Here is a 13,791-nt window from a genome sequence, read left to right as displayed (position 1 = left end):
AAAAAAACCTCCCTACAACTACATATTATAATAAATACTTTTTTTAAATTAATAATGTTCTTATTCGATTATAGCCAATATGTCATCCTGCCTCAAGATAGTATACTCCGTACCATCTATTTTTACTTCATTCCCGGCATATTTGGAAAACAGTACTCTATCTCCTACTTTAACCTCCATAGTGATTTCTTTTCCATCAACTACTCCACCAGGTCCTACTGCTACAATCTCAGCTTCTTGTGGTTTTTCTTTAGCAGTACCTGGCAAAACGATACCACTCTTAGTGGTTTCCTCCACTTCAATTTTTTTAATTACAACTCTGTCTCCAAGTGGTCTAATTTTCATCTAAACCCCTCCTTAAAATACTTTAGATTTATTTAAATTTAATTTTTAACTTTTCTTGTTAGCACTCATTAATTATGAGTGCTAATACAATTATTATAATAATGAATCCCATTTATATTATCAAATTTAAATTTGGCATATATTATGCTATTTTTCCCAAAAAACATCCAATATACTTTAATTAAGTAAATATTTCAGCTTATTTCTGTATATTTTATGAATATACTATTATAGAAACATCACTCAAAAGACATCATAGTATTACTTTTCAATTACATTTGTATAAATTTTCTTTAAATAAAAAAGTAATAAGCAGCATTTTAAATTCACTTATTACTTCCCGATTGAGATCCCTTTACCATTTTAACTATTATTTTTTCTCCTTTGAGAATACCTACCAAAAACAACGAAAACATCATTAAAGCTATAATTATAAGCTCTATTTTATTTCCCGAATATATTTTTGATCCAAAATACGTGGAAATAACTATTCCAGGCAATCTCCCCAATGTCGAACACAATATAAAATTCTTGAGATTTATATCGGATATTCCACATATATAGGCCAGGACATCCTTAGGTATACCTGGAATTAAGTACAATAAAAACACTATGGAATTCACGCTTCCCAATTGTAATATTTTATCAAAAAATTTTAGATGCCTTTTAGATATTATTTTATTTATCAGAGGTTTGCCGTAAATTCTTGATATGCCATAACAAATTATACTTCCAGCAGTTATGCCTATAATAGACAGTATACTTCCAAATACAGTGCCGTATACATATCCACCTGAAACCTGAACGATTTCTCCCGGTATAAAAAATGCTATTACCTGTAAAATCTGAATAAGCAAAAACACCGATATACCATATTTGCCATAAGACATTATTATATCCCTTATCTTATCAGGATCCCTAAATACATAAATATACTTATGATAATATTCATAAGCCACAACAAGCAATACAAGCATTATTATGCCCAGAACTACATAGGGCTTATATTCTATTAACCTTTTTTTAATTTTTTCCCTATAAGTTTTCAATCTTAACCACCCTGAAAATATTACTGCATTTTAATATTAATTATGTCCAGTTAATTTACTCATATACCTTAACAATACAAAATATGCTCTATAAAAATTCTATCATAAATGATCACCATAACCACATTAAATTTTAATTAAATTTTTAAAAAAAGTATGCTGATAATTCTAAACAAATCATCAGCATACTTTTTTTAAATCATCTATTCAAATTCACTTTTTCAAATTTTTTTAAATTTTCATTGGAAAGTACAGATTTTTTAGTAGACTGCTTACTAAATTTAATCAATTGAGGCCTGGATTTCATGATCCCAATCATTGTCCCGGGTCCTCCAATACATCCTCCCTGACACATCATTCCCTCTATAAAATTTCCCTGAAGTCTTTTTGTTCTGGCCATAGCCATAGTCTTCTTTATATCATCTTTTCCACTTACCTTTACAGGTTTAAACACAACTTTATCCTTTCTAACATCTATACAATTTTCTATAGCAGCTGTAAGCCCTCCTTCCTGGGCGAAACCCCTTCCATAAAGAGAAGCATCCTCTACAGGCAAATTCTCACAATCTTCAGGACGTATATTAAACGCACTCATAAGTGCGGATATTTCCTCAAATGTCAAAACATAATCCACTGCATCTCTTACAGATTCTCTATTTATTTCACTTTTCTTAGCAGTACAAGGTCCTATAAAGACTACAACTGCATTTTTATCTTCTTTTTTTATCATTCTAGCGGCAGCAACCATAGGTGAAACAGTACCGGATATTTTAGAAACTTCACTTGGAAATTTAGTTTCAATATAACCTATAAATCCCGGGCAGCAGGAATTTGTCATATATTCATCTCCAGAATTCATTCTCTCTGCAAATTCACTGGATTCATTTACAGTAACTGCATCTGCACCACAAGCTGCTTCCACCACTTTTTTAAACCCAATCTTTTTAAAAGCATCTTTAACTTGTCCTACTGTAACTTTAGGTCCAAACTGTCCCGTTATGGCAGGAGCTACCACAGCATACATATCCTTTTTCTTACATAAAGCACTTGTAACTTCAGTGATATAGCTTCTATCCGATACAGCTCCAAAGGGACATGCAGCCATACAGGCACCACAGTTAATACAATTTTTCTTATCTATCATTGCCTTTTTACTATCTGAATTTATTTCCAATGCTCCAGTAGGACAGGATCTTTTACAAGGTCTCATAACTTCTGCTATAGCATTATAAGGGCATACTTTTTTACACATACCGCATTCTTTACATACATCATGATCTATGTGTGATCTTCCATCAATTCTAGTTATAGCATTTGCAGGGCATACCTCCATACATTTATGCTGTATACATCCCCTGCAAGCTTCCGTAACACTATATTTATATATTGGGCATCTATCACAGGCAGCTGAAAGTACATACATCATATGATCTTTATCTACAATTTTTTTCAAATCCAATGTAGTATTATCAGTAGGTATAAAACCAGATGCCAATAAAGCCCTCTCATATACAACTGCTCTTTCTTTATATACACAGCACCTATACTCCGCTTTATTCTCATTTTGAATTATCCTGTAAGGTATCTTTTCTAGTTCTTCCCTTTTTAATTTATTTTCTTTAGCCAAAGAAGCTGCTTCTCTTAATACTAAAAATTTCAGTTTTTTCAATGGAGTTTCAAAATTCAACATCCTAATCCTCCTCCATAACATCTGATAATATATTTTTCATTTAAATTATAACAGATTATAGTTTTAAATGTAACAGATTTTATAAAATTAAAAAATATTTTTCTATTCTTTATTTACCAACAGTTTACAACATAATAACTTCTTAGTCAAAGCTTATCAGTTTAATTTAAAATAGTAGTACAGTATAATTTGCTATTAATAGAAAATATAAAAAAAGTGCTGTAAAATGTTCTAAAAGCAATTCTACAGCACTTTTTATTTAATCTATACTTTATTTACATCACTTTTTTAATAATACAATAGCTCTTCCAAAACACATGACTATAAAAGCTATCAGACAAATTACAGCAGATTTTTTGGATTTATTTTTAAACGCATCCATGCCATGAAATAGTACAAAAGGTGCTGCAAAAAAAAGCAAAAATACTCCCCAATTAGGTATAATGGCTATGGAACAAGTTATATAATAGGCTGAGGCAATTATCATCTTAAATTTTTCACCCGTTCTAAATCCAGGCACGTATTTTAATACATCCTTCAATTCTCTTTTTCTCCTGACATCTATATTTTTATCTTGTTTTCTCTTGCATAATAGAAAAGATACTGCTGGGCAAATCCCGACAACTGACCAAATTTATCTATTCCAAAGTCTCTTGTTTTTTTCAAGGATACATCCGGTGCCAGATAAAAGTGATTCATAGCTCTCTTAACCCATACATCTACAGGAAATGCAGAATACTTCTGCATGGAAAAAAGCATAATACAATCCGCCACTTTTGGCCCTATACCCATAAATTTTTGCAGCTCTTTATGGCAAACTTCATCTTTTTGCATCTTAATCCAGTTAATATCATAGGATTGATCATAATTCTGTTGATTCTCAGTGCCATTATCATAAATTTTCCGCACAGTATCCACAATATATTTATTTCTGAATCCAGTACCACAGTCTGCAAGTTCTTCCATAGTAGCATCCTTTAATCTTTCTATTTTAGGAAAGGCATAATATATTTCCCCATTATATTCCAGCGGTTCTCCCCACTTTTGGCTTATATTTTTCAGTGCCCTTTTTATCATAGGTATTCTATTGTTAGCAGATATTATAAATGAAACAATCAGTTCAAAGGGATCCTGTTTCAACAGCCTTATTCCATTTCCAAACTCCACGGCTTTTTTTAAAATTGGATCTTCACTGAGAATATTTTTTATTTCACCATAATCCCTATACAGGTCAAAATAGTCTGCCCATATTTCTTTAAAGTCCCTTTGAGATGCATTGTAAAGCAGTACATCTCTGTCTCTTTTTTCCACCTCAATAACCTTTCCAAAAGCTACTCCTATATAATTTCCATTTTCCCTTTTATTCCATCTAAAACACTGCCCGCAATCAAATATATGGGGCAATTCAAAATTTCTTACATCTTTTATTACAATTCCACCTTCACAATTTTCTATATAATTAAAATCCATACACGTACTCCTTTAACAGTAGAGTTAAAAATTATCGTAAAAAACTGCACCAGAATATTCCAGTACAGTTTTCCCAATCATTTCTTCAGGTATTCATCTATAGCCTTTGCTGCCTTTTTACCTGCTCCCATGGCAAGTATTACCGTGGCAGCTCCAGTAACTGCATCTCCTCCTGCATATATTCCTTCCCTTGTAGTGAGTCCAGTATCTTCTTGCACCACCAGGCACCCGCGTTTGTTCATTTCAAGTCCCTTTGTTGTAGAAGCTATAAGTGGATTCGGTGAAGTTCCCAGTGCCATGATCACCGTATCTACATCCAAATCAAACTCTGAACCCTCTATTTTAATAGGCCTTCTTCTGCCAGATTCATCTGGTTCACCTAATTTCATCTTTACACATTTCATTCCTTTAACCCATCCCTTTTCATCTCCTAATATTTCTACAGGATTAGTCAAGAGATTAAATTTTATTCCCTCTTCCTCAGCATGATGGACTTCTTCTGCCCTTGCCGGTAATTCTGAACGGGATCTTCTGTACACTATATATACTTCTGCCCCAAGTCTAAGTGCTGTCCTTGCGGAATCCATTGCCACATTTCCTCCGCCCACTACAGCAACTTTCTTGCCAACCTTTATAGGCGTATCATAGTCCTTTTTAAATGCCTGCATGAGATTGCTTCTTGTAAGAAACTCATTGGCCGAGAATACCCCATTTAAATTCTCTCCAGGTATTCCCATAAACCTCGGAAGTCCTGCTCCCGAACCTATAAATACTGCCTGGAAGCCTTCCTTTTCTACGAGATCATCAATAGTTATAGTTCTGCCAACTATTGTATCTGTCTCTATCTTAACACCTAATTTTTTTACATTCTCCACTTCATGCTGCACTACCTTATCTTTCGGAAGCCTGAACTCAGGAATTCCATATACTAAAACCCCTCCGGCCTTATGTAATGCTTCAAATATAGTAACATCATACCCAAGCTTTGCCAAATCTCCCGCACAGGTAAGCCCTGAAGGACCACTGCCTATTACAGCCACTTTTTTACCGTTTTTAGGTAAAGTCTTGGACAAATCAATGTCATTTTCCCTGGACCAGTCTGCCACAAACCTTTCCAACTTCCCTATGGCAATAGCATCTCCCTTTATTCCAAGTACACATTTACCTTCACACTGGGTTTCCTGAGGACAGACTCTTCCACAAACTGCCGGAAGTGCACTGGATTCAGCTATTATCCTAGCAGCCTTTTCAAAATTTTTATTCTTAACCTGTTCTATAAACTTAGGTATGCTTATGGAAACAGGACATTGAGTTACACACATAGGTTTTTTACAGTTTAGGCATCTGGACGCTTCTTTTACAGCTTCTTCCTCAGTGTAGCCAAGACATACCTCATCAAAATTAGTGGCTCTCACTTTAGGATCCTGTTCCCTTATTGGGACTCTCTTCATCCTATTAAGTTTTTCCTCTGCTCTACATTCACAGCCCTTTCTGTCGAATGTATCTCCCTCTTCTTTCTTCAATATCTTTTTTCCCTCTTCAGTCTTATACATAGCCTGCCTTCTCATAGCTTCATCAAAATTTACAAGATGGCCGTCAAATTCGGGTCCATCCACACAGGCAAATTTTACTTTTCCTCCTACAGTAACCCTGCAGGCTCCACACATTCCAGTACCATCTACCATTATAGGATTCAAACTCACTATAGTTTTAATCCCGTATTTTTTAGTAAGCTGTGCTATAAACTTCATCATTATCATTGGTCCTATAGCGACTACATAATTGTAGTCCTTAGTCTTCTTATCAATAAGCTCTTTCAGAAGATCTGTAACAAATCCTTTGTACCCATAACTTCCATCATCAGTAGCTATATAAAGGTTATCGCAAATCGGTTTCAGCTCTTCTTCAAAAAGTAGATAGTTTTTAGATTTACACCCCACTATGACATCTGCATCTATTCCGTGGCTGTGAAGCCATTTTACCTGGGGATAAACCGGGGCAGTGCCAACTCCTCCTGCTACAAATATTATGTTCTTCTTTTTGAGTTCCTCCATACTTTCATTTACAAAATCAGAATGTTGTCCCAATGGCCCAACAAAATCTTCAAAATATTCGCCTACCCTGTACTCAGCCATCCTTTTAGTTGAATCCCCCAATGTCTGAAATACTATTGTAACTGTGCCTTTTTCAGAATCATAGTCACATATAGTTAAAGGTATTCTTTCACCTTTCTCATCTATTTTTACTATGATAAATTGACCAGGCAGACAGGATTTTGCAACTCTCGGTGCTTCTATATCCATTAAAAATATATTGGGTGCCAATTCTTCTTTTCTTACTATTTTGTACATATTATTCCACCAATCAAATGTAATCCAAATATACCGGATACACCTCTGATTCTGGCAGTTTCAACTCCCCTCTCGTTTATATTTATCTGACATATAATAATCCTTTATAATTATATCATATAATTGCAAAAAGTGCACAATCTGTGAATTAGCAAAAAAGATCATTAAATCAAATTCATAATCTCTTATAAAATGGTTTAATGATCTTCTTCAAATTAAGTGATTCTAAGATTCAGATAGAGTTTGCTTACTGAACTCTGGAAAAACTTATATAATCATAACGCTGCTCTTGACATTCCCGATTTTTTAAATCGAGAATGTCAAACATGAAACTTTTAAATAACTATTTCTTATAGTCATAAAATCCTTTTCCAGTTTTTCTGCCCAGCCATCCAGCTCTTACATATTTCCTAAGCAGCGGATGAGCCCTGTATTTGGAATCTCCAGTTTCTTTATAAAGCACATCCATTACGGCAAGACAAATATCCAGCCCTATAAGATCTCCTAATTCCAAAGGTCCCATAGGATGATTTGCACCTAATTTCATAGCCTTATCTATATCTTCTGCTGAAGCTATACCTTCAGCTAATATGCCTACACCTTCATTTATCATAGGTACCAGTATTCTATTTACAATAAAACCTGGAGCCTCGGATACTTCTACAGGATCTTTTCCTATACTAAGGGCAACTTCTTTAACTTTATCAAAAGTCTCCTGAGATGTAGCCATTCCCTTTGTTATTTCAATCAATTTCATAACAGGTGCTGGATTAAAAAAGTGCATTCCTATAACCTTATCAGGCCTAGTTGTAGCAGATGCTATCTCAGTTATAGACAATGAGGATGTATTGGAAGATAAAATAGTTTCCGGTTTGCATATCCCATCCAATTCAGAAAAAATCTGCTTCTTTATTTTCATGTTTTCCACTGCTGCCTCTACTACTAAATCGCAATCAGCTGCCAATTTAAGGTCAACTGTTCCTTTAATTCTAGAAAGTATAGCATCAGCATCTGCTTGTGTAATTTTGCCCTTAGCTATTCTCTTTTGGAATCCCTTTTTTATTCCTGAAATTCCTCTTTCAACAAATTCATCCTTTATATCCCTTATTATAACCTCCACACCTTTTGATGCAAAAGCCTGAGCTATTCCTGAGCCCATTGTTCCCGCACCAAGAACACATACTTTTTTCACGTATATCCCTCCCCTAAAATTAATATAATTTAAATACTATCTTTATAACAAAACTCCTATTTTATAGCTTTAATCTGGGCTACCATTTCAGGCACAATTTTTTTATAATCTCCAACTAAACCAAGATCTGCTACATTCATTATTGGAGCACTGTCATCTTTATTTATGGCCACAATAAAATCGCTATCCTGCATTCCTGCCAAATGCTGTATAGCTCCAGATATACCACAAGCTATATACAATTTAGGCCTTACGGTTTTACCTGTCTGTCCTACCTGATATGCCTTGTCTATCCATCCGCTGTCAACAGTGGCACGGGAGCCTGCTATAGTTCCACCTAGAAGATCTGCCAGTTCTTTTAGAACCTTAAATCCCTCTTCACTTCCAAGTCCTCTTCCTCCGGATACTATAACATCTGCTTCTCCTATATCCATTACGTTTTTCGCAATTTTTATTACTTCATCTACTTTTAATCTAATATCGGAAGCTTTTAAATCTGCCTTAAATTTATCTATCTTGACAGCTCTGCTTTCGTCTTTTTCAAGCTTTTCAAAAACCCCTGGTCTCACAGTAGACATTTGAGGCCTGTGATCAGCACACTCTATAGTTGCCATAAGATTTCCACCAAATGCAGGCCTTGTCATAAGTAGATTTTTCGACTCTGCATCAACATCAAGTCCTGTACAATCAGCTGTAAGTCCTGTTCTAAGCCTAGCTGCTACTCTCGGTCCTAAATCTCTTCCCATAAATGTTGCACCTATGAGAAATACTTCCGGTTTTTTCTCATTTATTAAATCATAAATAACTTTAGCATAGGCATCTGTAGTATAGTGTTTCAAAAGTGGACTGTCCGCATACAGCACTTTGTCAGCACCATAAGCAATTAACTCCTTAGCTGCATCATCTATTTCGCTGCCAAGTAATACAGCTGTCAATTCTACGCCTAATTTATCTGCCAGCTCTCTGCCTTTTCCAAGTAATTCTAGGGCAACTTTCTGCAGGTTTCCGTCTCTTTGCTCTGCAAATACCCATACACCTTTATAGTCTGCTATGTTCATTATAAATCCCTCCTAATTAAATTAAGTGTTTTTCCTTTAATTTTGAAAGTGCATACGTTACAGCTTCCTTATATGGCTTATTAACTATTTCTCCTTGTCCTTTTGCTTCCTTGGTAGCCGATCTTCTAACTCTTGTCGGAGAACCCGAAAGTCCAAGAAGGGATTTATCTACATCTATATCATCTGCATGCCATACTTTTACATCCTGCTTAAAGATTTTAAATATATTTTTCATATGCATATATCTTGGCTTATTTAACTCTTTTATAGCTGTAAGAAGCACTGGGGTTCCAACTGTCACTGTTTCATAACCATCTTCCCAGGCCTTTTTGACTTTCAACTTGCCGCCTTCAACATTAACTTCTTCTACATAAGTTACCTGGGGTATTTGAAGAAATTCAGCTATTTCAGGTCCAACTTGAGCTGTATCTCCATCTATAGCCTGTCTTCCAGCAAAGATTACATCGTAATCTAATTCTTTAAGTGCGCCTGACAGTGCATAGGCAGTGGCACATGTATCTGCACCTGCGAAAGCTCTGTCTGATATAAGTATGGCCTCATCAGCACCCATCGCCAGAGCCTCTCTTAATGCAACTTCTGCCTGAGGAGGTCCCATGCTTATTACTGTAACTTTTCCCCCCTCTTTTTCTCTAATAACCAATGCTTCTTCAAGAGCATTTTTATCATCTGGATTTATTATTGATGGAACACCTTCTCTTATCAATGTTCCAGTTTTAGGATCTATTTTAACTTCATTGGTATCCGGTACCTGTTTTAAACAAACAACTATATTCATTATAAGTGTCCCCCCTATTTAAATAAGTTTCCTGAAATAACCATCTTTTGAACTTCTGAAGTTCCTTCATATATTTCAGTTATTTTAGCATCTCTCATCATTCTCTCTACAGGATAGTCTTTAGTGTATCCATATCCACCAAACAGCTGAACTACCTTAGTTGTAACTTCCATAGCCACAGTAGCTGCTATCAGTTTAGCTCTTGCAGCATCTACTGTATAAGGAACTCCTTTATCCTTATTCACAGCTGCCTTATACACCAAAAATCTTGCAGCTTCTATCTCAGTATCCAGATCCGCCACTGTCCAGCCTAAACCCTGGAACTTAAAAAGTGGTCTTCCAAACTGTTTTCTCTCTTTCATATATTCAATAGCCTCATCCAAAGCACCTTCTGCAATTCCAAGAGCCTGAGCAGCTATACCAATTCTTCCTCCATCAAGAGTCTTCATTGCTATTGGGAAACCTTTTCCCTCTTTCCCTACCAAATTCTCTTTTGGAATTATGCAGTCTTCAAATACCAATTCAGTTGTAGAAGAAGCTCTTATTCCCATCTTATTTTCAGTTTTGCCTATGGAGAAACCCGGTGTTCCCTTTTCCAGTATAAATGCAGATATTCCTCTAGTACCCTTGCTTCTGTCCGTCATAGCAAATACTATAAAAACATCTGCAACTCCTCCATTTGTAATAAATATTTTCTGTCCATTTAAAATGTAGTGATCTCCTTCAAGTATTGCCTGGCTCTGCTGACCTGAAGCATCAGTACCTGCATTAGGCTCTGTTAGACCAAAAGCTCCAAGTTTTTCACCTTTTGCCAGTGGAACCAAATACTTTTGTTTTTGTTCTTCTGTACCAAATTGTTGAAGTAATGAAGCACAAAGTGAAGTATGTCCCGATAGTATAACTCCAGTAGTAGCACAAGCCTTAGAAACCTCTTCAACAGCTAGTATGTAAGCCAGCGTATCTCCCCCTGCTCCGCCGTATTCAACTGGAAAAGGGATTCCCAGCATACCGTATTTAGCCATTTTATCCACTGTTTCCTGAGGAAATCTCTCGGTTTCGTCTATTTCAGCGGCTATTGGTTTAACTTCATTTTCGGTAAATTCTTTTACCATCTGTTTTACAAATTCTTGTTCCCTTGTTAACGTAAAATCCATTTATTTTACCCCCTAATATAGTTTTCATACTATAAAATATAGCTTCTGTAAATATTAATAACAAGATCGCTATAGTATAACTAAATTATTTATTTTTAAAATTCTTTTCCCTTTTTTCTACAAAAGCTGTCATTCCTTCTTTTTGATCTTCTGTAGAAAAGCATTCGCCAAAGGCTTCTGATTCATAAGCTACAGCTGTATCTATATCACACTGAATACCTCTGTTTATAGCAGCTTTACTCATTCTAACAGCTACAGGCGCATTAGAAGCTATAGTATTTGCTAATTTTTTTGCCTCTTCCAATAATTTTTCGGGTTCAAATACACTATTTACCAATCCTATTCTCAAAGCTTCATCAGCTTTTATCATCTTTGCAGTATATATCAACTCTTTAGCCATACCCAGTCCAACTACTCGTGCAAGTCTTTGAGTTCCTCCAAAACCCGGTGTAATTCCCAATCCCACTTCTGGTTGTCCAAACTTAGCCTTTGATGAAGCTATTCTTATATCACAGGCCAGAGATAATTCACATCCACCACCTAATGCAAAACCATTTACTGCTGCTATAACAGGTTTTTCTAAGTTTTCCAGTTTCCTAAAAACTTTATTGCCAAGTCTACTGAATTTTCTGCCTTCTAAGGTATTAAAATCTTTCATCTGAGTTATATCTGCTCCAGCTACAAAAGATTTTCCTGCTCCTGTAATTATTACAGCCAGCACAGCATCATCTGCCGCAATCTCATCTATAGCACTATCTATTTCCATCACTGTTTCCGAATTTAAAGCATTAAGTGCCTTAGGTCTGTTTATTGTGAGCAGTGCCAACTTCCCCTCTTTTTCAAGAATAACATTTTTATACTCCATATTAACCCTCCCCAAAAGTTTTTAGTATTTTATACTAAAATTAAACAGTTTATTAACATACTATTGTTAATAATATCACAAATATTATTATATACTTTAAAATTACATATTTCAATAATAAATAGTATAATNCTATGTATCTATTAAAACTTTCGGGAAATCTTTTAACTATCTCCTTCCTGAGTAACTTCTTCCCGCCTATCCAACTTATAAAACTATTCATATATACCTCCTATGTTCCAGATAATACTATTATATACGAACATATGTTCTATATCAAGGTAGAATATGGATAACTTCAATTCGTAATATGAAAAATGAGAGTATAGTATGGTAAAATATTAAATTTAAAAGTAAAATTATAAATATATCAACATAATAATTTGGAGGATGTTCATAATGTTACAGCTTAGTAAAAATAATAAAAATAAAGTTCTTGAAAGTATAAAATGCGGTAATATTGATGCTGCCGATGTCAGCTTTCCCAACCTTATAGATACTATAATATTGAAGATGAAAAAAATAAAACTTATAGACAAATTATCAGACAATTTTAGGGACAAACGAAGTGGAAACAAGCATCTGCCTTTAAATATATTAATTGCACTTGCAATTACAGCTAAAATGAAATTGAAGACAAGTTTGACTGATGTTGCATTCGCAGTAACAGACAGCGAACTCCTGTCTGAATTGGGATGGAATATGTGGGATACTGACAGGAATATGGATGAAGGTCTGTTTTCAGAAGGCGTTATTAGAAATTTTGTCAGTAAATATGAGAGTGTAGAGCTTATAGACTCATATAACCATTATATTCAGAATACCGTACTGCCAGGTGTTGGTGTGAGCCCGTCAATACATATTCTCGACTGCACTAAATTAGAGGTTAATTTAAACAATGCAAATTATGAGAATTCAGAAGTTATATCCGTAGACGATAAGCCTTTCCGGGGATATAAACTGGGGACACTCAGGGGACTCATGGATGATTCCGGAATAATTGAAGAAATAGTCTATGGCTCCATAAAAACTCATGACCTGGAGCTCTGCAGGAGTATGATTTTGAAAAGTAAATGCCTGAAAAATGGAGACATACTTATAAATGACAGGGGGTTTATCTCAAGAGACATCATAAATGAACTTAAGCTGAAACGTGGAGTCGATACATACATACCGGCAAAAAAGGGCATGACAATTTACAGCGAGGCTGTAAGTATAGCCCAATCACAAGGTAAGTGGCTAAAGCATCCAAATAAAAAGAGAAATACCCAGGAAATACAGCTTGTCAGAAACCTCGGGTCAATGTGGGAAAGCGGCAGCCCGGAAGCTGATGTGGATTTGTGCGCCTGTGTGGTACATGATAAAAAGGATGACAACTACTATGTATTTTTGACCACAGATACAGGCAAAACTGCAAAACAGATAATAAATACATATGAATTAAGACCGGAAATAGAAGAAGACTTCAGACAAATAAAGGATTTCTGGAAACTTGAAGATTTTAAAAGTACGAAATATAATTTCATAACATTTCATATTATCATGACATTGATAGGATACATGTATTTTCAACTATTTAAAAATATGGACGAAGGAAGTAAATATTCAGGCAAGTCACTGCCTGTAGTCATCAAGAACTACAAATCAGACAGGAAGAAATCCGTTATTATATACTCCGGTCAATATTTTGGAGTATTCCCATTTATTGAATTTATTCAGTTGTATGCTGGTTGTCCGGCAGAAGTCAGGAAACTCCTTGATCCAACCCTGGCTTTAGTATAGCAGGATTGGATCTCTATATTCAAATTACGAATTGAAGAT

The 13,791-nt window shown here is 35.1% G+C and carries 12 protein-coding genes and 1 pseudogene; 1 reads left to right on the top strand and 12 read right to left on the bottom strand.

What is annotated here, in order from left to right:
* Nucleotides 1–60 precede the first annotated feature (60 nt).
* The 12 genes and pseudogenes from groES to ACFHWD_RS18415 all read right to left on the bottom strand — a co-directional run.
* Nucleotides 61–345 carry a co-chaperone GroES gene (gene groES, locus ACFHWD_RS18470; RefSeq protein WP_150358314.1) on the bottom strand — a complete coding sequence of 95 codons (285 nt, stop codon included), beginning with the start codon at nucleotides 343–345 and terminating at the stop codon, nucleotides 61–63.
* A 326-nt stretch (nucleotides 346–671) separates the two neighbouring features.
* Nucleotides 672–1,394: a TVP38/TMEM64 family protein gene (locus ACFHWD_RS18465; protein ID WP_378062847.1), complete on the bottom strand. Its 723-nt coding sequence runs from the start codon at nucleotides 1,392–1,394 to the stop codon at nucleotides 672–674.
* A gap of 199 nt (nucleotides 1,395–1,593) precedes the next feature.
* Nucleotides 1,594–3,084 carry a 4Fe-4S dicluster domain-containing protein gene (locus ACFHWD_RS18460; protein ID WP_150358487.1) on the bottom strand — a complete coding sequence of 497 codons (1,491 nt, stop codon included), beginning with the start codon at nucleotides 3,082–3,084 and terminating at the stop codon, nucleotides 1,594–1,596.
* A gap of 280 nt (nucleotides 3,085–3,364) precedes the next feature.
* Complete coding sequence (locus tag ACFHWD_RS18455; protein ID WP_150358488.1) at nucleotides 3,365–3,625, bottom strand: hypothetical protein; 261 nt, start codon at nucleotides 3,623–3,625, stop codon at nucleotides 3,365–3,367.
* A 20-nt stretch (nucleotides 3,626–3,645) separates the two neighbouring features.
* On the bottom strand, nucleotides 3,646–4,554 hold the full coding sequence (locus tag ACFHWD_RS18450; protein WP_150358489.1) for a DNA-3-methyladenine glycosylase: 909 nt from the start codon (nucleotides 4,552–4,554) through the stop codon (nucleotides 3,646–3,648).
* Between the two features lie 77 nt (nucleotides 4,555–4,631).
* A complete protein-coding gene (locus ACFHWD_RS18445) occupies nucleotides 4,632–6,905 on the bottom strand; it encodes a bifunctional dihydroorotate dehydrogenase B NAD binding subunit/NADPH-dependent glutamate synthase (protein WP_150358490.1) in 2,274 nt (757 codons plus the stop codon).
* A 343-nt stretch (nucleotides 6,906–7,248) separates the two neighbouring features.
* On the bottom strand, nucleotides 7,249–8,097 hold the full coding sequence (locus ACFHWD_RS18440) for a 3-hydroxybutyryl-CoA dehydrogenase (RefSeq protein ID WP_150358491.1): 849 nt from the start codon (nucleotides 8,095–8,097) through the stop codon (nucleotides 7,249–7,251).
* A gap of 56 nt (nucleotides 8,098–8,153) precedes the next feature.
* Complete coding sequence (locus ACFHWD_RS18435; RefSeq protein WP_150358492.1) at nucleotides 8,154–9,155, bottom strand: electron transfer flavoprotein subunit alpha/FixB family protein; 1,002 nt, start codon at nucleotides 9,153–9,155, stop codon at nucleotides 8,154–8,156.
* Between the two features lie 16 nt (nucleotides 9,156–9,171).
* Nucleotides 9,172–9,951, bottom strand: a complete 780-nt coding sequence (locus tag ACFHWD_RS18430; RefSeq protein WP_150358493.1) for an electron transfer flavoprotein subunit beta/FixA family protein — start codon at nucleotides 9,949–9,951, stop codon at nucleotides 9,172–9,174.
* 14 nt (nucleotides 9,952–9,965) lie between these two features.
* Nucleotides 9,966–11,105: an acyl-CoA dehydrogenase gene (locus ACFHWD_RS18425; RefSeq protein WP_150358494.1), complete on the bottom strand. Its 1,140-nt coding sequence runs from the start codon at nucleotides 11,103–11,105 to the stop codon at nucleotides 9,966–9,968.
* Nucleotides 11,106–11,190: 85 nt separating this feature from the next.
* The gene (locus ACFHWD_RS18420; RefSeq protein WP_150358495.1) at nucleotides 11,191–11,970 is read right to left on the bottom strand and encodes a short-chain-enoyl-CoA hydratase; all 780 of its coding nucleotides are present in this window, start codon (nucleotides 11,968–11,970) and stop codon (nucleotides 11,191–11,193) included.
* Between the two features lie 124 nt (nucleotides 11,971–12,094).
* A pseudogene (locus tag ACFHWD_RS18415) lies at nucleotides 12,095–12,193 on the bottom strand (DNA adenine methylase); the annotation flags it as partial.
* 176 nt (nucleotides 12,194–12,369) lie between these two features.
* On the opposite strand from ACFHWD_RS18415, the gene ACFHWD_RS18410 reads away from it, so the two are divergent.
* Nucleotides 12,370–13,752, top strand: coding sequence for a transposase (locus ACFHWD_RS18410; RefSeq protein WP_378062846.1), 1,383 nt, complete (start codon nucleotides 12,370–12,372; stop codon nucleotides 13,750–13,752).
* Nucleotides 13,753–13,791 lie beyond the last annotated feature (39 nt).

Source organism: Clostridium sp. MT-14 (genome assembly GCF_042436595.1).
Lineage (GTDB): Bacteria > Bacillota > Clostridia > Clostridiales > Clostridiaceae > Clostridium_B > Clostridium_B aromativorans.
Note: the sequence above shows the minus strand (reverse complement) of the source record. Positions and strands in the feature narration are given on the sequence as shown.

Excerpts from the sequence above, each read along its gene's own strand:
- ACFHWD_RS18460 (WP_150358487.1), bottom strand. The coding sequence starts at position 3,084 with ATGTTGAATTTTGAAACTCCATTGAAAAAACTGAAATTTTTAGTATTA.
- ACFHWD_RS18425 (WP_150358494.1), bottom strand. The coding sequence starts at position 11,105 with ATGGATTTTACGTTAACAAGGGAACAAGAATTTGTAAAACAGATGGTA.
- groES (WP_150358314.1), bottom strand. The coding sequence starts at position 345 with ATGAAAATTAGACCACTTGGAGACAGAGTTGTAATTAAAAAAATTGAA.
- ACFHWD_RS18420 (WP_150358495.1), bottom strand. The coding sequence starts at position 11,970 with ATGGAGTATAAAAATGTTATTCTTGAAAAAGAGGGGAAGTTGGCACTG.
- ACFHWD_RS18445 (WP_150358490.1), bottom strand. The coding sequence starts at position 6,905 with ATGTACAAAATAGTAAGAAAAGAAGAATTGGCACCCAATATATTTTTA.
- ACFHWD_RS18430 (WP_150358493.1), bottom strand. The coding sequence starts at position 9,951 with ATGAATATAGTTGTTTGTTTAAAACAGGTACCGGATACCAATGAAGTT.
- ACFHWD_RS18450 (WP_150358489.1), bottom strand. The coding sequence starts at position 4,554 with ATGGATTTTAATTATATAGAAAATTGTGAAGGTGGAATTGTAATAAAA.
- ACFHWD_RS18435 (WP_150358492.1), bottom strand. The coding sequence starts at position 9,155 with ATGAACATAGCAGACTATAAAGGTGTATGGGTATTTGCAGAGCAAAGA.
- ACFHWD_RS18410 (WP_378062846.1), top strand. The coding sequence starts at position 12,370 with ATGTTACAGCTTAGTAAAAATAATAAAAATAAAGTTCTTGAAAGTATA.